This window comes from Pseudomonas sp. MPDS (genome assembly GCF_013283895.1).
In the GTDB taxonomy this organism is placed as follows: domain Bacteria; phylum Pseudomonadota; class Gammaproteobacteria; order Pseudomonadales; family Pseudomonadaceae; genus Aquipseudomonas; species Aquipseudomonas rhizophila.
Genome location: NZ_CP054128.1, coordinates 3,371,402 through 3,394,015, shown reverse-complemented (window position 1 = coordinate 3,394,015; position 22,614 = coordinate 3,371,402). Strand labels below are relative to the sequence as shown.

Annotated in this window: 17 protein-coding genes; 3 read left to right on the top strand and 14 right to left on the bottom strand. The window is 61.1% G+C overall.

What is annotated here, in order from left to right; genetic code table 11:
* Positions 1 to 6: 6 nt before the first annotated feature.
* From ligD to HQ912_RS14855, 4 genes are read right to left on the bottom strand one after another with little or no spacing between them, the layout of a single operon-like run.
* A complete protein-coding gene (gene ligD, locus HQ912_RS14870) occupies positions 7 to 2,595 on the bottom strand; it encodes a DNA ligase D (RefSeq protein WP_173406958.1) in 2,589 nt (862 codons plus the stop codon).
* Entirely contained in the window at positions 2,592 to 3,755 is a 1,164-nt protein-coding gene (locus tag HQ912_RS14865) for a carboxylate-amine ligase (RefSeq protein WP_107322477.1), read from the bottom strand. The genes ligD and HQ912_RS14865 overlap by 4 nt, the downstream gene beginning before the upstream one ends.
* On the bottom strand, positions 3,727 to 4,728 hold the full coding sequence (locus tag HQ912_RS14860; RefSeq protein WP_173406957.1) for a methyltransferase: 1,002 nt from the start codon (positions 4,726 to 4,728) through the stop codon (positions 3,727 to 3,729). Before HQ912_RS14860 ends, HQ912_RS14865 begins: the two co-directional genes overlap by 29 nt.
* Before the next feature lie 8 nt (positions 4,729 to 4,736).
* Positions 4,737 to 6,122, bottom strand: coding sequence for an iron-containing redox enzyme family protein (locus HQ912_RS14855; RefSeq protein WP_107322476.1), 1,386 nt, complete (start codon positions 6,120 to 6,122; stop codon positions 4,737 to 4,739).
* A gap of 249 nt (positions 6,123 to 6,371) precedes the next feature.
* Between HQ912_RS14855 and HQ912_RS14850 the strand changes: the two genes are divergently transcribed.
* Complete coding sequence (locus HQ912_RS14850; protein WP_173406956.1) at positions 6,372 to 7,709, top strand: cation:proton antiporter; 1,338 nt, start codon at positions 6,372 to 6,374, stop codon at positions 7,707 to 7,709.
* A gap of 4 nt (positions 7,710 to 7,713) precedes the next feature.
* Here the strand turns inward: HQ912_RS14850 and HQ912_RS14845 are convergent, their stop codons facing one another.
* Positions 7,714 to 8,250, bottom strand: coding sequence for a hypothetical protein (locus HQ912_RS14845; RefSeq protein ID WP_047226451.1), 537 nt, complete (start codon positions 8,248 to 8,250; stop codon positions 7,714 to 7,716).
* 156 nt (positions 8,251 to 8,406) lie between these two features.
* Here HQ912_RS14845 and HQ912_RS14840 point away from each other — a divergent pair, with 156 nt between their 5' ends.
* Complete coding sequence (locus tag HQ912_RS14840; RefSeq protein ID WP_047226450.1) at positions 8,407 to 8,637, top strand: hypothetical protein; 231 nt, start codon at positions 8,407 to 8,409, stop codon at positions 8,635 to 8,637.
* Positions 8,638 to 8,662: 25 nt separating this feature from the next.
* Here the strand turns inward: HQ912_RS14840 and HQ912_RS14835 are convergent, their stop codons facing one another.
* From HQ912_RS14835 to HQ912_RS14825, 3 genes are all read right to left on the bottom strand, one after another.
* Positions 8,663 to 10,594: a PAS domain-containing sensor histidine kinase gene (locus HQ912_RS14835; protein ID WP_047226631.1), complete on the bottom strand. Its 1,932-nt coding sequence runs from the start codon at positions 10,592 to 10,594 to the stop codon at positions 8,663 to 8,665.
* 110 nt (positions 10,595 to 10,704) lie between these two features.
* A complete protein-coding gene (locus HQ912_RS14830) occupies positions 10,705 to 13,026 on the bottom strand; it encodes an ATP-dependent DNA helicase (protein ID WP_076384657.1) in 2,322 nt (773 codons plus the stop codon).
* A complete protein-coding gene (locus HQ912_RS14825) occupies positions 13,023 to 14,690 on the bottom strand; it encodes a VRR-NUC domain-containing protein (RefSeq protein WP_173406955.1) in 1,668 nt (555 codons plus the stop codon). The genes HQ912_RS14830 and HQ912_RS14825 overlap by 4 nt, the downstream gene beginning before the upstream one ends.
* A gap of 208 nt (positions 14,691 to 14,898) precedes the next feature.
* Here HQ912_RS14825 and HQ912_RS14820 point away from each other — a divergent pair, with 208 nt between their 5' ends.
* The gene (locus HQ912_RS14820; protein WP_173406954.1) at positions 14,899 to 15,123 is read left to right on the top strand and encodes a YgdI/YgdR family lipoprotein; all 225 of its coding nucleotides are present in this window, start codon (positions 14,899 to 14,901) and stop codon (positions 15,121 to 15,123) included.
* A gap of 42 nt (positions 15,124 to 15,165) precedes the next feature.
* Here the strand turns inward: HQ912_RS14820 and HQ912_RS14815 are convergent, their stop codons facing one another.
* The 6 genes from HQ912_RS14815 to HQ912_RS14790 form a co-directional block, all read right to left on the bottom strand.
* On the bottom strand, positions 15,166 to 15,552 hold the full coding sequence (locus HQ912_RS14815) for a hypothetical protein (RefSeq protein ID WP_313959874.1): 387 nt from the start codon (positions 15,550 to 15,552) through the stop codon (positions 15,166 to 15,168).
* A gap of 71 nt (positions 15,553 to 15,623) precedes the next feature.
* On the bottom strand, positions 15,624 to 17,474 hold the full coding sequence (locus HQ912_RS14810; protein WP_173406953.1) for a polyurethanase: 1,851 nt from the start codon (positions 17,472 to 17,474) through the stop codon (positions 15,624 to 15,626).
* A 67-nt stretch (positions 17,475 to 17,541) separates the two neighbouring features.
* On the bottom strand, positions 17,542 to 18,891 hold the full coding sequence (locus HQ912_RS14805; RefSeq protein WP_047226629.1) for a TolC family outer membrane protein: 1,350 nt from the start codon (positions 18,889 to 18,891) through the stop codon (positions 17,542 to 17,544).
* A gap of 14 nt (positions 18,892 to 18,905) precedes the next feature.
* Positions 18,906 to 20,240, bottom strand: a complete 1,335-nt coding sequence (locus HQ912_RS14800; RefSeq protein WP_047226445.1) for an HlyD family type I secretion periplasmic adaptor subunit — start codon at positions 20,238 to 20,240, stop codon at positions 18,906 to 18,908.
* On the bottom strand, positions 20,237 to 22,012 hold the full coding sequence (locus HQ912_RS14795; protein WP_173406952.1) for a type I secretion system permease/ATPase: 1,776 nt from the start codon (positions 22,010 to 22,012) through the stop codon (positions 20,237 to 20,239). Before HQ912_RS14795 ends, HQ912_RS14800 begins: the two co-directional genes overlap by 4 nt.
* Before the next feature lie 133 nt (positions 22,013 to 22,145).
* Positions 22,146 to 22,568: an AprI/Inh family metalloprotease inhibitor gene (locus HQ912_RS14790; RefSeq protein ID WP_080962867.1), complete on the bottom strand. Its 423-nt coding sequence runs from the start codon at positions 22,566 to 22,568 to the stop codon at positions 22,146 to 22,148.
* Positions 22,569 to 22,614 lie beyond the last annotated feature (46 nt).

Sequence of the window (22,614 nt, the reverse complement as noted above, 5' to 3'; positions counted from 1 at the left end):
ACCAAGCTATTTATCGGTCTTTTTCATACCAATGCGTCGACGCATGTCGGCGGTGATGCTTTGGCGGGTCTTCTTCAGGCCCGCCCAAGGCTCGTGACCCACTTGCGCCAAACGCTCATGGACGTTGTGCACGGTCCACAGGTTCGCGCCTTTGAGTTCGGCCACTTCCTCGCGAAAGATCGGCACCGACACCGGCAACCCTTCACGGGTACGGGCGGCATAGGCGCAGATGGTGGTGGCGCCCAGGCCGTTACGCAGGTAGTCGATGAAGATCCGCCCTACCCGGTTCTTTGGCCCGGAGACCGCCGAGAAGCGATCCGGCAACAGCTTGGCCATGTGGCTGACAATCGCATGACTGAAGCCCTTGACCTCGTCCCAACCCAACTTGCGGGTCAAGGGCACGACAATGTGGATGCCTTTGCCGCCGCTGGTCTTGAGAAACGCCTTGAGCCCTAGTTCATCGAGTACCGACAAGGTCAGATGCGTCGCTTCCACCATGCTTTTCCAAGGCAGGGCCGGATCCGGGTCAAGATCGAGAACAAAGCGATCAGGCTTGTCCAGGTTCACCGACGTGGCATTCCAGGTATGCAATTCCACCGTGCTCATCTGCACCGCGCCGATCAACGCTTCGGGATTGTTGATGATCATCACCGGCTGCCCGGTCAATGATTTGTCCAGGGTGGTGATACCAGGAATCGCCAGGCGCTCGGCGTTTTTCTGGAAAAACAACTCACCGGCAATGCCATCCGGTGCCCTGACCAGTGCCACCGGGCGGTCGGCCAGTTCCGGCAGGATGAACTCGGCGACGCTGGCGTAGTACTCGGCCAGTTGCAGCTTGGTCGTGCCGCTGCTGGGATCGATGACTCGCTCAGGGTGGGTGATGCGCACCTTACCGTCCATGGCTGGGGCCTGAGTGGTTTTGGTTTTGGTTTTGGCTTTGGTTTTTTCCGCAGTCTTTTTCACGGGTTTGGCCAGCTCCTGGGTGATCGCCTCGGCTGGTTTATCGTTGCGCAAACCATGAAACACGGCATGGCGCACCGAGCCTTCCTTGGTCATTTCGGCAAACGCCACTTCAGCCAGCAGCGTCGGTTCCAGCCAGTGCACACCTTTGGCGTCATATCCGGTGGGTGGGTTGACCACCGCAGCCTCTTTTCTTTCCAGGGGCAACAATTGCTGGTGAATGCTTGTGAGTGTTTGCTCGTTGAACCCTGTGCCGACCTTGCCGGCATAGCGCAGTTGCCCGCTGTCGGCATCGTGCAGCCCCAGCAACAAGGCGCCGAAGCCGTTGCGAGCACCCTTGGGCTCGCTGAAACCGACTACGACGAACTCCTGGCGATTCTTGCACTTGAGCTTGATCCAGTCGTTGCTGCGCCGGGAAACGTAGGCACTGCCCATCCGTTTGCCGATCAGTCCTTCCATCTGCATTTGGCAAGCACTGTTGAGCAAGGCTTCAGGGGTTTCTTCGAAGGCATCGGAGAAGCGCAACAGCGGATTCTTGTTGCTCGCAAGCACTGCCGCCAACGCGGCCCGCCGCTCTTGCACGGGCACTTCGCGCAGGTCCATGCCATTGAGGTAAGGCAGATCGAACAAGTAGTAGGCAATCTTGTTGCTGCTGCCGGCGTCGAAAGCGTTCTGCAGGGCCTGGAAGTCCGGTACGCCTTGCTCATTGGGCACCACCATTTCACCGTCCAGCCAGGCGGACTCCAGCCCTAATCCGGCCAGCGCTTCGGCCTGCTTGGGCAGCTTGTGGGTCCAGTCATGGCCATTGCGGGTGATCAGCCTGACATCGTCGTTTTCAATGCGGGCCATGACGCGGTAACCGTCGAACTTGATTTCATAGAGCCATTCGCCTTCAGGCGCGCGCTCTACCAACGTGGCCAATTCCGGTTTGAGCGTCTTGGGAATCGCCCCGGCCACCGCGCCGCTGAGGGTCGTGGTCGAAGTTTTTCTGGACGGTTTGGGCGTGGTGGCTTTTTTCGGTTGCTGCACTGCCTTGACCTGGGCGGCAGCCTTGCCACGGCGTTTGGGTACAAGGGTGCGCTCGCTGAGCACGCTGTCCGGCTCGGCCTGGACCACGTCGTACTCGCTTTCGGGACGTGCCGCTGCGTCCTGGTGCTTGATCAGGAACCACTGCTCCTGCTTGCCGGGCATGTGGGTGCGTACCAGGTTCCACAGGCCACTGAGTTTTTCCCCTTGCAGCTCGAACTTGAGCCGGCCTTTTTCATAGGCCTCATGGGCATCGCCCTGGGGAATCCACACGCCGCGGTCCCAGACAATGACGTCGCCAGCGCCATAATGGCCTTCGGGAATGCTGCCTTCGAAGGTCGCGTAATCCAGCGGATGGTCTTCGACATGCACCGCCAGGCGCTTGACCTTGGGGTCCAGGGACGGCCCCTTGGGCACCGCCCAACTCTTGAGCGCACCGTCCAGCTCCAGCCGGAAGTCATAATGCAGCCGTGAAGCGTCGTGCTTCTGAATGCAGAACTGCAAGGCATGGGCGGTTTTCGCCGATTTGCGTGAACGCTTGGCCGCCGGCTCCGGGGTGGCGGCGAAGTCACGCATCCGGTTGTAATCCTCCAGGGTCTTGCTGCTCATGGACCACCTGCCACTTGCAACAGTGACGGGTCGGCCACGGGCATCCCGGCGGTTTCCGCCAACAACTGATCAACCACCCTGCTCAAGGCGTGCTCGGTGGAGTCGCCCAGCAGCAGCCCTTGTTCGTACAGCACGATTTGCCGATCGGAACTGGTGCCTTCCTGGACGATACGACGTGCCTGCTTGAACACATCCTCAACGCCCAGTGCGGCGGCAGTCTCGCCGAAGGTCTGCTCCGCCAGCGTGATCCACTCACCGATCATCATCGGCTGCTCCTGCCCCTCCAGGATGAACTCGGCCAGGATTCCATGACGCTTGGCCCGCCAGCGATTTTCCTTGAGGATCCAGTGGGAGGTCAGGCTGAAGTGCGCGCCGGGTTTGGGTAGTGCAATAGCATGGGCCACCATCACCCGAAACAGCGAGACCAGGCACAGGACATCCTCAACACGCGGACAGGCATCGCATATTCGCAGCTCCAGCGTGGGATAACGCGACGAAGGCCGCATCACCCACCAGCAATCGCTGGGCTGGCGAATGGATCCGGTGCGCATGAGCATGTCCACGTAGCCGGCAAACGCCGACTCATCCTCGAAGAACTCCGGCACGCCCATGCGCGGCCATTCATCGCAAGCGACCTGACGGTAGCTGCTGAACCCGCTGTAGGCGCCGTTCCAGAACGGCGACGAAGCACTCAGCGCCAGGAACATCGGCAGCCAGGGCAGCACCTCGTTCATGACCCGGACACGGTCCTTATGGGCCGGCACCTCCACGTGCACATGCAGGCCCGAAAGCACGCTCCGTCTGGCCACCCGCTGGTAATCGTCGAACAGCTGCTGAAAGTGCAGTTCGTCGGTGGGCTGCAGACCCTGGGTCGCCATGGGATGCGAGCCGGCGCTGAGCAGGCCCAGGCCATGGGCGGCCAGGCGCTGGGTCAGGCCTGTGCGGACCTGGGCCAGGTAATCGGCCGCCTCGGGCAAGTTGCGGAAAATAGGCGACGCCATCTCGATCTGACACTGGAACATTTCATGGGCGAAATGCTTGCCCAGTAGCGCCTGGCACGCCGTGACAACCTCTGCTGAGGGTTGATCCGGCATACAACGGGTTTGCAGATCGGTGATGAAATACTCCTCTTCAATGCCGAACTTCAGTCGCCTGTTCATCGATAGTCCCTCCGATACCCGCGCCGATGCGGGTTACAACCAACGCCACCACGGCGATCCTTTCTACGTCCTGGTAACCCGGGGTGAGCAGTTCTTCACCAAACACGTCCGGGTCCAATTCCTTGTAAGTCCAGCCGAAGTCCGGCGAGTCGCGCCAAGGCTCAAGCGCCTCGAGAAACGGATCACGCCCATCGACCATCGCCACGCCGGTGTAGAGCACCAGCGAGCCACCGGGCGTGAGCCGTGGCAGGGCCTGTTCGACAATGCGCAGCGACAGCCCGGCGCCCAGTGCGCCACCGCCATGGCGGTAGGCCCGTTCGCTGGGGTCGGCCATGTACGGCGGATTGGCGACGATCAGGTCGAAGTCGCCCTCCACATCCTGGAGTACATCGCTGCGGGCGATCTCGACGTTGGACACCTCGGCCAGCGCCGCGTTGACCGCGCTCAGGCGCAGGGCCATCGGATTGATATCCACGGCCAGCACCTGTGCCTCGCGCCGGGCGCGGGCAATGACCAGCGCCCCGACACCGGCGCCACAGCCGATGTCCACGGCCCGATGTATTGCCGTGAAGTTCTGTTGCAGATAAGTATGGATCAGTTGGGCGAAACGATAGCTGTCGGGGCCGAAAAACACCGCGTCGTTGGCTTGGGTGGGAAATTGCGAATGAGCGAACAGCAGGCCGTCCAGGCTCGACCAGCGCACGCGGCTATGCAACAGGCCGTCGCGCGCTTGCAGCACCTCGGCTTCCTGCAACTGGCGCTGCTCATCGGCGCTGATCAGCCCCGGGGCAAACGGGCGCGACCAGCCGAACACATCCCTCAGGGTTCTGGAGCGTTCATTGCTAGGTCGTTGGTTGACGCGTTCGTGGGTCAGGGGTGTCGGGGTAATGAAGCGATAGCCGTCGGCTTGCAGGCGTCGGCCCAATTGCAATAGCGCCAGGTCAGTTTCGGATAGGCGTTCTTCCTGATTCATGCGGGCTCCTAGCGCAGCGCGGATTTGAGTTCGATGAAGCGACGAGTCGCCAGCAGTCCGGCCGGATGGCTGTGGCAGCGCGCCGAGAGCCACGGCATCAGGGTCTGCATCTGCGCATCGGGCGTCTGGCCTCGCAGGGTCTGTTGCAGGCTCTGTACATCGGGGTCCTCGATCGGCATCTGCGGCTCGCACGCTGCACCGTGGGCGCGGCGCGGGCTTTTCTTGGCGCCCTCCTGCGTCCAGTCACCGGCGATCCAGTCGTGCAGCAACTGTTTTTCATAGGGGCTGAACACCCCGAACATGGCCGCGCCTGCCCCTTCGATCAGCGTCCAGAACCGGCTGTTCTGCGGATCTTCATGACGTTTGATCCAGCCCTTGTTTTGCAGCGCCGTCAGGAAGCCTTCCAGCTGTCCAGGCGCTGCCAGCCATTGATTGACGGTCTTGCCTTCGAACTTGCAGTAATCGGAATGCATGTGTTGGCCGAACGGACGTTTGCGTTCGAGCATGTCCAGCACTTCGCGATACAGGTCGAATGACTCGATGATGGTTCGGCTGCCTTGGCCCAGATCATTGAGGCGATAACCCAGGGTGACCCGGTGCCAGAACGCTTCGCGATCCGCCTCCATCGGCATCAGTTGCAGCAGCGACTGGATGGCCTTGTGGGCATGACCGGTGCTCGCGTTGTCAATCGTCACGTGGAGGGTGAAGTAATAAGGGTCGATGTCCAGCTCAGTCAGCTCATAAGCGCTGATCAACAGGTGCAGGGGCAGTTGTTCGTAACCCAGGTTGTAGCCGATCACTTCAGGCAGGTATTCATCGCCGCCATAGCCCAGGGCCAATTGCACGGCACCTTGCAGGTAGCGCTCGTCTTCAATGTCCGGCGCGTCCGACAGGTCGTGTTCGGCGAGCAGCTTGCGGTATATCACCACATGGTTTTGCGAGGGATTGCCGTCGCCCAACTCTTCCAGATAAGTGCTCAGCAGCCCTTCGAAACGGTGGTCGTGCCAATGCTTGAGCACGCCATACAGCCACGCGCCGTCCACCAGTTTGGTGGGCGCCACTGCCTGCAGGAAATACAAGGCGTGGGCCTTGCAAGTGAAAAACTCTCGTGGACCGGCGTTTTTGCGCCGCTCCAGATACTCGGCGTACTGGCGGGCTACACCGGCACTGTGTTGCTCGACCCAGGTTTGCAGAGCCGTGGGGGTGTCGGGCAGCTCCAGGGGCAGTGCCGCGGCCTGCCCCACGCATTGCTGAAGGAAGGCCTGGGCGACGGCTTGCTTGTCAGCATCGTCAGGGCCATGGAGCAGCCGTTCATAGCATTGGCGCACGCTCCCGGCATCCATGAATGAATGCACGGTGGCAGGCCGGGATTGGAGGGGTGTCAGCGCAGTCATAAGGGCCTCTTGGGTTCTCGGCAGGACGCTGAATCAACACGTCTCTACTTTGGCAGAGCGCCGGGAATGACGAAAAATTCCCTTCAGATGAAAGTCCTCCGGATAAACGGAGCCGTATCGCTTTGACGGAACCGGCGCTTGGCTCAGACCCTCGAATGAACGACAGGAGCCGGATACTGGCTTGACGGTGTCTGTTTCACTCGGGGCTGTGCCTGCGAGCTATGCCTACGAGCTATCCAAGGAGCAGCAATGATTTTCACAGTATGGGTAGCGGTGCTCGGCGCCGTATTGCTGACCTTGGCCCTGACGTCCTCCTACCTGCGCTGGATGCCGGTAACCACCTCGGCGATATGCCTGGGTTTGGGCGTTGCCATCGGGCCGGCGGGCTTGGAGTTGTTGAGGCTGGACATTGCCGACGCCTCAGCCTGGATGGAGCACCTCACTGAAGTCGCGGTAGTGTTTTCGCTGTTCGTCAGCGGCCTCAAGTTACGTTTGCCCCTCAAGGACCGAAGTTGGCGCGTGGCCTACACACTGGCCGGCCCGGTGATGATCCTGACCATCGCGGGCCTGACCTTGACCCTGCATTACCTGTTTGGTCTCGGTTGGGGCGTGTCGTTGTTGATTGGCGCAATCCTCGCGCCAACCGATCCGGTGCTCGCGGCGTTGGTGCAGGTCAACGATGCCCGGGATGATGACCAGGTACGGTTTGGCCTGTCGGGGGAAGCCGGCTTGAACGACGGCACGGCCTTCCCCTTTGTGATTCTGGGCTTGTTGTTGCTGCGCGAGGACGACCTTGGCTTTCTCGGTGACTGGATGCTGCAGGATGTGCTGTGGGCAGTGCCGGTCGGTTTGCTCACCGGTTACTGGATGGGCCGCGGTATCGGCTGGTTGACCCTGTCGATGCGCATCAAGAACGCCGACAGCACCCTCTCGCCCAACGATTACCTGGCCCTGGCGCTGATTGCCCTGGCCTACGTCGTGGCCGAAGCCCTCCAGGGTTATGGCTTTCTTTCGGTGTTTGCCGCTGGCCTGGGCCTGCGCCAGGCCGAGGTGCAATCGACGGATGAACACTCACTCCCGGCAGAACACCTGGTGCAACCGGTGGTGGGACACGAAGCGACCACCCCCCGCGATGCGGTCCGGGGTGACGCCGAGACTCTGGAAGAGGGTCAGGTGGCTGCGGGGGTCATGATGAGCGACATGCTCGCCTTCGGCAGTCTGGTGGAGCGTTCCATGGAAGTGTTTCTGGTGACGCTGTTGGGGGTGGCGCTTGCCACTCATTGGGACTGGCGGGCCTTGGTCATCGGTGGTCTGCTGTTTGCCGTGATTCGCCCGTTGAGCTTGCTGGTGATGCCTTGGGGACGGCTGCTGGACACGCCACAACGGTTGCTGATTGGCTGGTTCGGCATACGTGGCATCGGCAGTCTGTTTTATCTGTTCTATGCGGTGAACCATGATTTACAGCCAGAGATGGTCCAGTTGTGCATCAATATCACGCTGTCGGTGGTGGCCCTGAGCATTTTGGTCCATGGCTTGAGTACCCAACCCATACTGGCCTGGTATGAGCGCCACAAAAAATCGAGCTAAGGCTTCAGCCCCCTGGATCACTCACCTGGATATAAACCGAGTATGCCCCCAGCAAGACCCAGAACGCGGCAAAGATCCATGGCGTACGCACCGAAAACAGCAACGACTTGCGATAGCCCTTGTGAGTCGATTCCTGTTTGCTGAACAGCGGGGATTCGTCGTAGGCCAGTCCCATCAACGGCTCTGCGCGCAGCAACTCGCTTTGCTTGAAATGCCAATGGTCGATGATCTCGTAAGCCGCGCGAATTCCTGGCCAGGCGTTGAGCGAGCTCAGGAAGCCCAGCAGAGCCAGGAACGGCGGGACGATCAATGTGAACAACTTGCCCCACTCCGGGTTCAGGTTGGCCATGCATGAGGCAAAGGCGATCACCAGGAAGGACTGGGCGGCCAGGTACGCATCGGTTCGATTGGCCAGGATGCTGGTTTCGTACTGGATCTCCCGACGATAGAAATCCAGGCGTTCCTTGGGCGAGCCGAACAGCTTGGCATTGTGTTCCGTCAGTTCTTCATCCGGGGTATGGCTGGTGAGTATTCTGGGCATTGCGCAGGCTGCGCCTCGGGTGTGGGTTTGGGACTTGTTAGAAGAAATGAGGGACAGGCAAGTTCCGACCACCGGACCAGAGGTGCGACCCGGGCTCAACGAAACGCTCAGTGATCGTCACGGTCTCTAGATCACCGAAAGCTTGAGGAGGGCTCTGTGGATTATCTTGGATGGGTGCAATGGCCGGCGATGGTGGTGACGGTGCTGGCCGCCTGGCTGATCGGCTCACGTCAGCCCCGACGGCGGGTGGCCGGGTTCAGTTGTTTTATCGCGAGCAATATTCTATGGGTCATCTGGGGGCTGCATTCAGACGCCTATGCGTTGATCGTGCTGCAGTTCTGCCTGTGTGCGATGAACTTGCGAGGGTTCAGGAAAAATACTGAATGAACCTGTGGCAGCGCCATGCCTGGAGTTACTTCATCGCCTGCCCAATGACCTGCACCAGGTCAATCTGCTTGAACGGCTTGGTCAGGCGCGGCAGTTGCGTGGCGAACCCTTCCAGGCGTTCGGCGTAGCCGGTGGCCAGGATGATGGGCAAGGTCGGATGACGATCACGCAACAGTTTCGCCAATTGCGCACCATCCATCTGCGGCATGGCCATGTCGGTGATCACCAGGTCGATGTCCGGATTGAGCTCATACATCTGTAGCGCCTGAGCCGCCGATGGGGCGCAAAGCACGCGGTGGCCCAGGTCTTCGATCAGCAGCCGGGTGCTGGTCAGTACCAGGCTGTCATCGTCCACGACCAACACCCGTAGCTCGTTCACCGACGGTGTTGTCGTGGCCTGGGCCGGCACTTTGTCTGGCGCGGAGTTGTCGGCTATCGGCAACCACAGCTCAGCGGTAGTGCCCTCGCCTTTGCGGCTCTTGAGTATCAGGCGGCCACCCAATTGCTCGGCCAAGCCATGCACCATGGACAGGCCCAGGCCAGTGCCCTTGCCTACCCCTTTGGTGGTGAAAAACGGGTCCACGGCCGAAGCCAGCGTCGCCTCGTCCATGCCCTCGCCCTCGTCGGTGATGGACAGGCAAATGTATCGCCCTGGTGCCATCGGCGCGTCCTTGCCGGCCTCGGTGTCGGAGCGTTCCTGGGCCGAGATCAGGATCCGCCCCCCCTGCGGCATGGCATCCCGAGCGTTGGTCGCCAGGTTCAGGATGGCCAGTTCCAGTTGGTTGACATCGGCCAACACCGGCGAAAGCGCCTGGGCAAAGTCGGTCTGAATGTGTATCGAAGGGCCGATGGAGCTTTGCAACAAACCACTGATGCCCTGCACCAGTGCCGACAGCTCGACCGATTCGGAGGACAGTTTCTGTCTGCGGGCGAACGCGAGCATCCGTTGCGTCAGCGAGACACCGCGCAGCGCGCCCTGGGTGGCGTTATCCAGCAGTTGGATGAGTTTCGGATCGCTGGGCATGCGCTTGCGCACAATTTCCAGGTTGCCGAGGATCACCGTCAGCAGGTTATTGAAGTCATGGGCGATGCCTCCGGTGAGCTGGCCGATGGCTTGCAGTTTCTGTGACTGGAACAGCGCCTCGCGAGCCTGTTCCAAGGCTTGCTGCGCACGGGTGGCATCGGTGATGTCGCGGGTGATCTTGGCAAAACCCAGTAGCGTCCCCGTGTCGTTGCGGATCGCGTCAATGACCACATGAGCCATGAACCGGGTGCCATCCTTGCGTAACCGCCAGCCCCTTTTTTCAAAGCGCCCTTCACTGGCGGCGATGCTCAAGGCCCGTTGAGGCTCACCGGCGTCACGGTCCTCAGGGGTATAGAACATCGAAAAATGCCGGCCGATGGCTTCCGCCGGAAGATAGCCCTTGATCCGTTGCGCGCCCAGGTTCCAGTTGGTCACCTGGCCGTCTGGATCGAGCATGTAGATGGCGTAATCGGTGACGCTTTGCACCAACAGGCGAAACTGCTGTTCGCTTTGCTTGAGGGTTTCCTCGGCCATCTTGCGATCGGTCAGGTCCCGGGTGATCTTGGCAAAGCCAAGCAAGTCGCCGCTCTGGCTATCGATGATCGGATCAATGACGACATGGGACCAGAACAACGTTCCGTCCTTGCGCACCCGCCAGCCCTCGCCTTCGAAACGCCCCTCGCGCAGGGCCGTGTCCAGCGCCCGTTGCGGAAGACCGTCGGCGCGATCCTGGTCAGTGTAGAAGCGTGAGAAGTGCTGGCCTAGGATCTCGGATTCTTCATAGCCTTTGAAACGCCTGGCACCGGAGTTCCAACTGGTGATGATGCCGGAGGGGTCGGTCATGTAGATGGCGTAGTCGACCACGGCGTCGATGAGCAGGCGAAAACGCTGTTCCTGATTGATGAGTGCGGTCTTGGGGGCGTCTTCGAGCATTTTTTTGGCCAAGGCATCCAGAAGGATTTTTTGCGAAGTATGGAGCAAGTGCGGCATCGGAAATAGTGATTAAATCCGTGGGAATCAGCAGCTTGGTCGCGATATGAGATTCACCACAGATCCTGTGTGGGAGCAAGCTCACTCCCACAGCAGTTGTGCTGCTCTTGACTAACTGACCACCAACGCGGCAACAAGTGCTGCACCCTCGCCTCAGCAAATCGATCGTCGATCAACATCACCATCCCACGATCCTGCTGTGTACGAATGACACGCCCCGCAGCCTGCACCACTTTTTGCAGGCCGGGATACAGGTAAGTGTAGTCGTAGCCATCGCCGAAAATAGCCGCCATGCGCAGCTTCATCTGCTCGTTGACCGGGTTGAACTGCGCCAGCCCCAGGGTCGCGATGAACGCCCCGATCAGGCGCGAACCCGGTAAATCGATGCCCTCCCCGAATGCACCGCCCAACACCGCAAACCCAATCCCCTGGCTGTGTTCCATGAATCGTTCAAGGAACGCCTGCCGGGGTGCTTCGCCCATGCCGCGTGATTGCGACCAGGTGGCAATCTGCGGATGGCGCTCGGCAAACAGTCCGGCCACTTGCTGCAAGTAGTCAAAACTGCTGAAGAAGGCCAGGTAATTGCCCGGGCGCTCGCTGAACTGGCGGGCCATCAACGCGACGATAGGTTCCAGGGACGCCTGGCGGTGGGCAAAGCGGGTGGAGATCCGGCTGACAACCTGTACATCAAGCTGTTGCGCCTGGAATGGCGACTCCACGTCGATCCAGACCGTGTCCGTCGGGGTGCCCAACAGGTCAGCATAATAATGCCGCGGACTCAGGGTGGCGGAAAACAGCACGCTGCTGCGGGCCGCCGTCAGCCTGGGTCGCAGGAAGGCGGCCGGCACTACATTGCGCAGGCACAGGGTCGATGCGCTTCGCTGGCGGCCGTATTCACGCTTGTGTATGTCGAACAAAAAGTGCTCGTCAAAGGACTCCGCCACCCGGGCAAACTGCAAGGCATCGAAGTAGAACGCCTGTAAAGCGCTGTCCAGGCCCTGGGGATGGTCATTGAGGTAATCGCTGATAGCCGTGGTGCACAGCGACAGGGCCTGGAGCAGTTTCTCCGGTGGTTTTTCATACGCCTGATAGACCGCAACCTGGGGCTCATGCAACGCGTTCCACTGGCGATTGACCCGCTGCAAGGCCTTCTTCAACGTCTCGGGCGCGGTTTTGCGCACTGCCGCCAAAGCGGACTGATCGAGGGTCGCGCTGTACATCTGCCGCCCTCGCTCCACCAGATTGTGGGCTTCGTCCACCAGGGTCGCGACGGTCCAGCCATTGGCCTGGGCCAGACCAAAGAGCAAGGCGCTGAAGTCAAAGTAATAGTTGTAGTCAGCGACCACCACGTCTGCCCAGCGGGCCATTTCCTGGCTCAGGTAGTACGGGCAGATATCATGGGCCAGAGCAATATCGCGCAACGCCGCCTGATCGAGCAGCGTGATCTGGCTCGCCGCCGCACGGGCGTGCGGCAGCCGATCGTAGAACCCGCGGGCCAACGGGCAGGCTTCGCCATGGCAGGCCTTGTCCGGGTGCTCGCAGGCTTTGTCCCGAGCGATCATCTCCAGCACCCGCAACGGCATCGAGGGCGCGCTTTGGGTAATCACTCGGGCCGCATCCAGCGCCAGTTTGCGCCCTGGGGTCTTGGCCGTGAGGAAGAACACCTTGTCCAGTCGCTGTGGCGCCAGTGCCTTGAGCATCGGAAACAAGGTGCCAACGGTTTTGCCAATGCCGGTGGGCGCCTGGGCCATCAGGCAGCGGCCGGTGCTGATGGCCTTGAACACCGACTCAGCCAGGTGGCGTTGCCCGGTCCTAAAGCCGGCGTGAGGAAATGCCAGCGTCTGAGCGCCGAGGTTGCGCGCCTGTCGGTGAGCCATCTCCTGTTCGGCCCAGGCGAGGAACAGCGCGCACTGTTGTTCAAAGAAAACCTCAAGCTGCGCCGCTTCAAAGCTTTGCGTGAGGCAAGTTTCCTTTTCGCTGACGATGTCGAAGTAGACCAGCGCCACGTCGATCCGCGGCAGTTGCAACTTCTGGCACATCAACCAGCCGTAGATTTTCGCCTGGGCCCAATGCAACTGGCGATGATTGGCCGGTTGCTTGTCCAGGTCGCCCCGGTAGGTCTTCACTTCTTCGATGCGGTTGCAGGCCGGGTCGTAGCCATCCGCCCGGCCTTTGATCTTCAGCGTCTGGTAGCGGCCCTCCAGGCTCACTTCGGCCTGGTAACCCTCGCTACGCCGCGAGGCCACGGTGCGATGGCCGACGATCCCTTCCATGGCCGTGGGTGACGGCGTGAAGCGCAGGTCCAGGTCGCCGGTCTTGGCGGTGAACTCGCACAGTGCCCGAACGGCGATGCTGTAGCCAGGTTCCTGGGTCATGCGCCCTGCTCCACCCACTGCACATAGCAGACGGCAACGGGCATCTGGTGTTCGTGACAGAACTCCAGCCAGCGCAGTTGATTGTCTTGCAGGCGGTCGCCGGGGCCTTTGACTTCGATCATGCGGTAGGTCTTGTGCTGCGGCCAGAACTGGATCAGGTCCGGCATGCCGGCGCGGTTGGCCTTGATATCCAGCAGCAGGCGGCTGAACCAGTGCTTGAGGTGTTCGGCAGGCAGGCAGTCGAGGGCCTGATGGAGCAACTCTTCGGACAGCGCGCCCCAGAACACGAAAGGCGACTGCACGCCCCATTTTTCGGTGTAACGACGGACGATGGTGTCCCGGTAGCGGCCATCGTCGAGCTGCGCGAAACAGGCCGCGAACAGCTCGGCACGTCGGTGGTGAAAGTCTTCGTTGAGCAGGTCCACCGGCCCGCGCTGGAACGGGTGGAAAAACGCCCCCGGCAACGGCGCAAAAATCACCGGCCAGCACAGCAGGCCAAATAGCGAATTGATCAGGCTGTTCTCCACGTAGTGCACCGGCGCGGTTTCATCGTGCAGATGGGCCTGCACGTGATACTCCACCGACAAGGCCGGATCGACACGAGGCAGGTGCAGGTCCAGCCGCTCGACCTTGCGCGCCAGGGGCCGCGGCACCGGCGGCCCGCCCAGCTTGCGGCGCAGCCGGGGCAGGATCCTGAGCAGTGCCTGGGTTTCGGCGGCGCTTTGCGGCGATTGTGCGGCCGCTTCACCCCATTCAAGGGCCTGGGCGTACTCGCCGATGCGCTCCAGCACCCGAATCATCCGCAGCCGTGCGCCGGGGTAGTTGCAATCCTGATAAATGCGCAAGGCCAGGGTGAAATCGCCGATACGCTCAGCGTGCTGGCCGATCTGGAACAGCAACTTGCCTCGGCGTCGCTCCAGCCACGGATTGTCCAGGCTCAGGGCATGGGCTTGGGCAACGATCTCTTCAAGAGGCTCGCCGGCTTCGAAACGCTGCTGACATTCGTGCAGGAAGAGGCAGGCATCCACATCTTGGCGGCTGCGCAGGCCACGGGATTGGGCACTGAACTCGACGGTTTCATAGGTGAAGATGCCCAGGTCCGCCAGCACGAACTCCGACCAGTCCTGATAGAGATTGCCGAAAAACAGCAACCGCAACCGATCGCAGAGGTTCATGATCGTCAGGCTGAAGAGTCGGTCTTCCAGCAACGGGCACCAGCTGCGAAAAGGCTGTGGTTGATTGAAATGATCCTGCAAGGACTCCAGCCACTGGCCCTTTGTCGCCTTGGGGTGTTCGATCAGGTGACCCAGGCACAGGATGATTTCCTGTTTGAGCAGCACCTCGAACAGCTCGCCAAGGCCAAGAGGCGCTTGATCCTCGACCCAGCCCCGCGCCAGCAACGGCTCGATGGCGCTGCCGGTATCACCGATCTCAGGGTAATGCAGCTTGCTCTGGCGAAAATGCAGCCCCTTGCGCATCACCATGCGCACCAGCAATCCCTGGGATGCACGGGGCAAGCTGGCGAACTCGTCGATGAAGCGTTGCTCCTCAGGGCTGAGCACATCGGCATAGCGCGTTGCCAACCAGGCGAGCACCTGCTGAAAGTTGTTCAGGTAGTAGAAAGGGTCGTCGAGGGGGTTATTTGTCACGGAAAGAGGTGCCATGCCTGCTGGAATACTGGTTATGCGTACAGATATCAGCTGCGGCGGGCCCAGGCAACTGCAAAAGATGAGCGGTCGCCCGCATTCAGGAGGGAAATCCTGCAGTCGGCGATGAACTTTCCTACGGCAAGCGAGACCAATGGCGGTTAACTACAGTGATGGCGCGGTCTAATCAACTGAACGGCGTCTTTTTGATTGAGAGGTTACGGATATGAACATCAGGATTCTGGGTCTGCCCCTGGTCGCCGCTGCGCTCCTGGCTCTGGCCGGCTGCTCGTCACCCACGGTGGTGACCCTGCAGAACGGTACCCAGTATTTGACCAAGGATGCCCCTAACACCCGTACCGCCGACGGCTTCTACGAGTTCGAAGACATTTCCGGCAAGAAAGTGCGGGTTCGCGCCGATGAAGTGGCGACAGTACGCAAGGAAGACTGAGTTTATTGAGGCCCTCTCCCTCGGAGAGGGCCTGATCTCATGTCATCGGCTGAATCCGATGTCCATCCCGGGTGTCGGACTACCCTCTTGGCAACTGATCAGCCCACCTTTTCGCCGCATCATCTGCTCCCTCAATCGCAGGCAGCGGTTGTATTCCTGTTCAATGGCGTGATCGATGCTGATGTTTCCGGTCGTGGCCGGTTTGTTCACTTCCCCGAGACTCACCGATACCCAGGGCTTTTCTGCCTGCACGTCGAAGCGCGGTCGGGGCGACGTCGCCTCGACAGGGGCGCCTGCCTGGGCGGCGGGCAATTGCTCCGAGGTGACGCCGTAGCGGGTCAGAATCGATTGATCCGGCAATTCGGCCAAGGCGCCAGCCGAGGCCAGTCCCCACATCAGGCCGATGATTGAGGCTTGTTTACTGCTCACTGCTTCACTCCCTCTTGTGCCGAGGGGACACACGCATCCCCTCGGCACCACGTACTCAAAACAACCTTGGATCAGGCGAACACAAATTCGCCTCCTACCTGGCCCGGATTGACCCCCACCAGGGTCACGGAACTGTCACCGACCTCAAGCAGCGTGTCACTGCCGACCTGAGACAGGTGCTGGCGGTAGTCGAAACCTTCCCCGGCGCCCTGCACGCCAAGGAACACCAGTGTGTCGCCGGCATCATAACCGCTGATCTGGTCATGGCCGAACGCGCCATTGAAAACGAACGTGTCAGATCCGCCGCCCGATTGCAGCCAGTCATTGCCCGAACCGCCGACAAAGGTGTCGTTACCCGTACCGCCCAACAGCACGTCGTTGCCGTCATGGCCGAACAGCCAGTCCCCCGATGATCGCGCGGTCAAGGTGTCGTCTGCCGAGGTGCCTGCGGTCGACGATGCATACGCCGTCAGCTTGCCCCCCGCCACCAAGCCGTTGGCCGTGACACTGTGGCTCACCTCGTCTTTGAGCAGGCCCCAGAACAAACCGGGCTCTTTGCTGACGAGCGTGTCGATGTCTCGGGTCATGCTGATTGCACCCTGGGCATCGCGCACGTACAAGGTCCCGGCGCCGTCCTGGACGAAGCTTGCATCTTTCACCGAGGACTGCAGCAGCAGGGTGTTGCTGCCCTGCCCGCCCAATATCACGTTGTACCCACCCTCGTCGCGAAAGGTGTCGTTGCCGGCGCGCCCCTCCAGATAGTCATTGCCCTGCCCGCCCTGGATCAGGTCATCACGCTCGCTGCCGATGATGAACGTGCTGCCGGTGTGGGTTTCAGCGTTGCGATTGAGGTCCTGGACCCACGTATTGCTGCGTGCGGGATCCGACAGGTTGGCGACGATGATAGTGGAGTCTTTCTCGGTGAGGTCGTAGAACGCCGAATCGAGGATCCGGCCCATGCCATCGCCGTAACCGGTGGGCAGGTGGGATATCCAGGTGGGAATGTTGAGGATGGAAAACGGCAACACGTTCCAGGCCGCCGAGGCATAGTGGTCGTTGAAGCTGACGATGTTGTTGGTGGCTGACTCCTGCGGAGCATCATGCACGCCCACCGACGCAGGGGTGAACGTGGAGCCGTCCAGCGCCCGGAACACCGGGTCGTTTTCATAACCGATGTTCAGCACTTTGTCGGTGCTGCTTTGGGTTGGCGAGGCATAGGCGATGTAATTGGCGCTGCTGTAGAACCCCGACCATTGGCTGGTGCTCAAGTCCGCCAGGCTGTTGACCGCCAGCCCACCGAGGCTGTGGCCACTGACCAGCACGTCCTGGCCCGTCAGGCCGTGGGCCTGGGCGAACGCCGCGACGTCCCCGAGCAAGTTGCCAAAAGCCTGGCCGACGTAGTTTTTCGCGTAGTCCTGGGGGCCGAAAGCCGCCATCAGATCGCTGATGACGTCACCAATGGAGTCGCTGATCAGCGTCTCCCGTGGGCCGCTGGTGCCACGAAACGACACCCCGATTTGCGTCAGCTGCCCATCGGCGTCGTACTTGCCGAGAATTTCCACCTGCGCGGTGGTGTAGCCGGCCTTCTCACCAAAAAACGTTCCACGCTCATCCACCTTGCCGGTGTAGCCCAGTTGCGATGCACTGATCGGGGTCCAGCCGGCCTTCTGCACCGCCTCCAGGGCGAGCTGCTCCGAGTCGGGATTCCACGGCACGCCGGGGATCACCCCTTGCGAATCGGTGCTGCCCAGCAGCGCCGTCACCAGCGTGGCGGGCAGTCCCGCGCCGAAGCCGTTCTGCTGGTAGCCGGCGGCAAAGCCGTGGTCCAGATTGTGGTAGGAATACAGCATGATCGCCATTGCATCGCTGACCAGCGCCTTGGACTCGGTGGTGCCGAGGTTTTTATAGTCGTAGATACCCATCGTGATGACCTCTTTTTTTGTTGTTGGAAAGGTTGTCGATACAGGCGAAGTTCTTGGGCACTGCCCGTCATTGCGTCAGCGCCGGGGCCACAAATGCCTCATCCACCTGGGCCAGGTCTTGCGCGCCCAAGGTGCCGGCGTAGTAGTGCAACTTTGTCCAGGCCATGAGGTAGTCATAACGGGCCTGGGCCAGGTCGCGTCGGGTGGTGTAGAGCTGTTCTTCGGCGTTCAGGGCATCGAGGTTGACCCGTTCGCCGCCGAGGATGCTTTGCCGGGTCGATACCACCAACGCCTCGGCGGCGCTGAGTGCTTTGCGGTATGCCCGCAATTTGTTCACCCCCGACAGGCAGGCGCTGAACTGTCGGCGCAGCTCGATCAGGGTTTCCCGGGTTTTGGCGTCCAGTTCATATTCGGCCCGCTCCATGTTGCGACTGGCCTGACGGGTCGACGCCGAGACCCCGCCACCGGCGTACAGCGGCACGCTGATCTCAAGTCCAATGGTGTTGGTGTCGTAGCGCTGGTTGTAGGTGTTGCCGCTTTCCGACTCGTTCTGGCGCATCGTCGCGTAGGCGCTGACCTTGGGCAGGTGTCCGGCACGGTTGCGTTCGACTTCGTAGCGCGCCACGTCCACGGCCTGGCGCTGGGATGCCAGGGTCGGGTTGTTGCTCACGGCCAATTCGTGCCATGTCTGGAAACTGGCCGGTTGCAGGGTGAAGGTCTGGAACGTTTCGCTCAGGGGCGCCAGGTCGCCGATGTTCAGGGTCGGGACGCCAATCAACGAGCCAAGTTCGCGCAAGGATGCGTCCTGCTCGTTGCGGGCCTCGATCTCTTCGGCAATCGCCAACTCATAGCGCGACTCGGCTTCAAGGATGTCGGTGCGCGTACCTTCGCCTTGGGCAAACAGATGCTCGTTCTGATGAAACTGCTGTTCGAAAGCCTTTTTCCTGGCCTGGGCAATGTCGATCTGATCCTGGGCGAACAACGCCTGGGTGTAGGCGCTCAACACCCGCACCAGCAATTCCTGGCTCTTGCCACGAAAGTTTTCGTCGGCAAACAGCGCCTGGGCCACGCCTTTGCGATAGGCGGCGTAGGCCTCGTAGTCCAACAGCGGTTGTTGCAGGGTCAGGCTGGAGCCATAGCTGCTGTAGTTGCGGTCGTCATGCTGGCTGGCGCCGCGGTCGTTGAGGTAGGTGACCTTGGACTGGTTGCGGCCCTTGTTGTAGCTGTAGCCCAGGTGCGGCAGCAGCCCGGCGCGGCCAATGGCACGGTTCTCCAGGCCGGCATCGCGCTCCTTGATCGCGCCCAGGTAGGCCGGGTCATTGCGCAGGGCTTGTTCATAGAACTCGAATGGGCCCATGGCCCAGGCACTGTTGCAGATAACCGCCGCCAGCGCGGCGACCCAGTAACGTCCCTTCATACCCCCGAACATCCTCATTCTTCGGTCAACGCGGAGCCGGCTCGGTCGAGCAGCGGTTTGAACAGGTAGTTCATGAGCGAGCGCTCGCCGGTGCGCACGAACATTTGCGCCGGCATTCCGGGCTTGATCACCAGTCCGTTGAGTTTTTCCATCGCCACTTCGCTGACGCTGCTGCGCAGGACGTAATACGGTTCGGCGGTCTTGTCATCGATCATCTGGTCGGCGGAAATCAGGCTGACCTCCCCCGGCACCCTCGGCGTGCGGTTCTGGTTGAAGGCGGTGAAGAGGATGTCCACTGGCAAATGGGTGCCCACCTTGTCGATCAGGTTGACCGGCAGGCGCCCTTCCACTTCCAGTCGCGTGCCTTGGGGCACGATTTCCAGCAAGGTATCGCCTTGACGGACCACGGCGCCTTCGGTGTGTACGCCCAGGTTCACGGCAATGCCGTCGGCGGTGGCGAGGATCTCGCTGTGTTGCAGCTCGAACGCGGCAGACTTGAGTTGCTGTTGCAGGGTTTCGCTCTTGAGCTGCGCTTCGGCCAACTGACTGCGCACCTCCTTCTGGTATTCCTCGTTGTGTTGCTCAAGCGTGAGGCGGGACTCGACGATGCCCTGCTCCACCCGGCCGCTTTCGCCAGTGTTCTGCGCCAGTTCCTGCTGCACTTGCGACAGTTGCCGTTGATAATCGAGCAGACGATTGCGCGGGATGTAGCCGTTGTCTGCCAACGGCTGCAGGTTGCTGAGCTGCTGGCGCAGGGACTGGGCCTGGGCATTGAGGTCATTGCGAGCCCGGCGCATGCCCGCCAGTTGCGCCGTGGCACCTTCGATATTGGCGCGCAACGCGGCCCGCTCCCGGGCCACCGCTTCGCGGCGGCTGCTGAACAACTGCCGCTGGCCTTCGAGCACCAGCGCCAGGCGCGGGTCGGGGTCGTGGCTCAGTTCGGCCGGAAAGCTGACCTGTGGGAGGTTGTCCCGCTCGCTTTGCCAACGTGCCAGGCTAGCCCAGGCCATGCGGTACTGGGCCTGCAGTGCTTGCACATCGGCGGCTGTCTGAGTCTGGTCCAGGCGGAACAGCGGCTGGCCCTGTTTCACTGCCTCGCCTTCACGCACCAGGATCCGGCTGATCACCCCGCTGCTCATCGATTGCACGGCCTTGCGCTTGCCGGACACCACCACGGTGCCTTGCACCGCAATACCTTGGTCCAGCGGCGCCAGGCTGGCCCAGGTGAAAAAACTGCCAGCGCCAATGAGCGCCAGTGTCCACCCCAGGCGGGTGAAGAAACGGGCATCGCGCTCGGGATGTTCGAGGTCTTGAGAGTGTTGCAGATTCATGTCGCGATCCTTGCTCATGCGCCGCTGGGTTTGCTGGCAGCCGAATACTGGCGACTCATGCTCAGTCCGTTGGGGGCTGCCTGGGGTTTGTCGCGTTGCGATGGCGGCTGGCCGGACAATGCCCGCAGCACCTCCTGACTTGGACCGAACGCTTGTAGGTGGCCTTCATTGAGCACCAGCAGCTTGTCGGCCTGAGCCAGCGCCGAGGAGCGATGGGTCACCAGCACGACCGTGGTGCCCTGGGCTTTCATCTGTGCGATGGCGCCGGCCAGTGCCGCTTCACCGACCGTGTCGAGATTGGAATTGGGTTCATCGAGCACCACCAGGCTCGGTTGGTCGTACATGGCCCGGGCCAGGGCGACGCGCTGTTTCTGGCCGCCGGACAAACCGCTGCCATCCTCTCCCAGCACGGTGTCGTAGCCTTGCGGCATGCGCAGGATCAGTTCATGCACGCCGGCCTGTTGCGCGGCGGCGACGACCTTTTGCGGATCGGCCTGGCGGAAACGGGCAATGTTCTCGGCAATGCTGCCGCTGAACAACTCAATGTCCTGGGGCAGATAACCGATGTGCGGACCGAGCTGGTCGCGATTCCAGCGATGGATGTCGGCCCCGTCGAGCCGCACTGTGCCTCCGAGCGTAGGCCACACCCCCACCAGCACACGGGCCAGGGTGGATTTGCCGGACCCCGACGCCCCCAGCACCCCGAGCACTTCCCCGGCGCTCAGGCTGAAACCGAGCTGATGCAGCGTCGCGTTGCGCTGCCCCGGCGGGCCGGCGCTGACCTGTTCGAAGCTCACCTGGCCCTTGGGCGACGGCAATGTCATCGCTTCGTCCTGGGCTGGGTAAGCCTGCAACAGCGCATCGAGACGGCGATAAGCCAGTTTGGCCCCGCTCCACTGCTTCCACACGGCGATCAACTGGTCGATGGGGCTCAACACCCGACCCATCAGGATCGAGCCGGCAATCATCATTCCGGCGGTCATGTCGCCCTTGATCACCAGCAACGCGCCCAACCCCAGCACCAGCGATTGCAGACACAGGCGCAGGGTTTTGCTCAGGGAACTGAGCACCGCGCCGGTATCACTGGCCTGGTTTTGCAGGCCGAGAAAGCGCGAATGCACGGCAAACCAGCGCCCGCGCAACGCGCCGAGCATGCCCATGGCCTGGATGGTCTCGGCGTTGTGCAAGTGGCTGGTCGCCAGTTGGCTGGACTGTTGCGAGTAGACACTGGCCTGCCCCAACGGCTTTTTGGTCATGGCTTCGTTCAGACAGGCCAAGCCAATGAGTAGCAAGGTGCCAACGCTGGCGAACACGCCGAGCCACACGTTGAACAGGTAGATCACCAGCAAATACACGGGAAACCACGGGGCGTCGAAGAATGCGAACAGCGCAGGTCCGGTGACGAACTGGCGGATGTGGGTAAGGTCACCCAGCGACTGCCCGGCGTTGCCCTCGCCCTGGCGCAGGTTGCGCTCGAACGCGGCCTTGTACACCTGAAGGTTCAAGCGCCTTTCCAGTTGGCTGCCGATGCGGATGACAATGAAGCTGCGCACCATTTCCAGCAGCCCGATAAATATGAAGAAGCCCACCACCATCAACGACAACATCCACAGCGTGGTTTCGTTTTGTGATGACAGGCCCCGGTCATACACTTGGAGCATATAAATCGAAGGCGCCAACATCAGGACATTAATCAGTGCGGTAAAACAACCGACGCTGATCAGAATATTTTTATAGTCGCCCAGCGCTCTAAACAGCGGCACCGTCGCAGCGCGCCTTGTCATGTTCATGAAGATATCCTTGCTGTTGGCTTTGCCAGGTTATTCAACTTGCCAATCTTTAAATGATTTACATCGGGCCGCGGTGCGCTGCGCGCCTGTTTAAACAGGCGCGCCTGGGGCATTCGCAAACTGTACTAACGTGTTAAGGAATGGTTTGGGGTGGGCTCCGTTCGAGTGTCACTACCTGACCTGATTTCAAGGTGACTTGATAGTGTTGTTCTTGACGCAGTTGCAAGTGAATCCGGCTGTTCTGTTTGCCAATCAGTGACAGACCGTCTGGCTCGGTGAACCAATGGACGGGCTCATCGCCCAGCCACTGTCCCAGGCAGGCGGTTTGCCCGACCAGGGTTTGATCTGCCCTGAGCTCGACAAGGCAGATGCTGGACGGCGGGGTTTGCGCAGGCTCCTGCGGCCCCGACAGAACAGCCTGCCACTGACCGGCCAACTGGGAAGGTTCTGCTAACAACAGGCTGCGCGCCATGGCGGCTTCTCCGGTAAACATCATCAGCGTAGCGAGTAACCAGGCACTTGCCTGGACGCCTTGGGGCTGGGGATTTCTGCACATCTGTTCAATCCTGAAGGATCCCGCAAGAGCGCTGGCCGCTCCCACG

What these genes read in the sequence shown, in the direction of transcription:
- HQ912_RS14800 (WP_047226445.1), bottom strand. Translation starts at nt 20,240, where the DNA reads ATGAGCAAGGATCGCGACATGAATCTGCAACACTCTCAAGACCTCGAA.
- HQ912_RS14825 (WP_173406955.1), bottom strand. Translation starts at nt 14,690, where the DNA reads ATGGCACCTCTTTCCGTGACAAATAACCCCCTCGACGACCCTTTCTAC.
- HQ912_RS14830 (WP_076384657.1), bottom strand. Translation starts at nt 13,026, where the DNA reads ATGACCCAGGAACCTGGCTACAGCATCGCCGTTCGGGCACTGTGCGAG.
- ligD (WP_173406958.1), bottom strand. Translation starts at nt 2,595, where the DNA reads ATGAGCAGCAAGACCCTGGAGGATTACAACCGGATGCGTGACTTCGCC.
- HQ912_RS14805 (WP_047226629.1), bottom strand. Translation starts at nt 18,891, where the DNA reads ATGAAGGGACGTTACTGGGTCGCCGCGCTGGCGGCGGTTATCTGCAAC.
- HQ912_RS14865 (WP_107322477.1), bottom strand. Translation starts at nt 3,755, where the DNA reads ATGAACAGGCGACTGAAGTTCGGCATTGAAGAGGAGTATTTCATCACC.
- HQ912_RS14810 (WP_173406953.1), bottom strand. Translation starts at nt 17,474, where the DNA reads ATGGGTATCTACGACTATAAAAACCTCGGCACCACCGAGTCCAAGGCG.
- HQ912_RS14790 (WP_080962867.1), bottom strand. Translation starts at nt 22,568, where the DNA reads ATGTGCAGAAATCCCCAGCCCCAAGGCGTCCAGGCAAGTGCCTGGTTA.
- HQ912_RS14835 (WP_047226631.1), bottom strand. Translation starts at nt 10,594, where the DNA reads ATGCTCGAAGACGCCCCCAAGACCGCACTCATCAATCAGGAACAGCGT.
- HQ912_RS14850 (WP_173406956.1), top strand. Translation starts at nt 6,372, where the DNA reads ATGATTTTCACAGTATGGGTAGCGGTGCTCGGCGCCGTATTGCTGACC.
- HQ912_RS14860 (WP_173406957.1), bottom strand. Translation starts at nt 4,728, where the DNA reads ATGAATCAGGAAGAACGCCTATCCGAAACTGACCTGGCGCTATTGCAA.
- HQ912_RS14795 (WP_173406952.1), bottom strand. Translation starts at nt 22,012, where the DNA reads ATGAACATGACAAGGCGCGCTGCGACGGTGCCGCTGTTTAGAGCGCTG.
- HQ912_RS14845 (WP_047226451.1), bottom strand. Translation starts at nt 8,250, where the DNA reads ATGCCCAGAATACTCACCAGCCATACCCCGGATGAAGAACTGACGGAA.
- HQ912_RS14820 (WP_173406954.1), top strand. Translation starts at nt 14,899, where the DNA reads ATGAACATCAGGATTCTGGGTCTGCCCCTGGTCGCCGCTGCGCTCCTG.
- HQ912_RS14855 (WP_107322476.1), bottom strand. Translation starts at nt 6,122, where the DNA reads ATGACTGCGCTGACACCCCTCCAATCCCGGCCTGCCACCGTGCATTCA.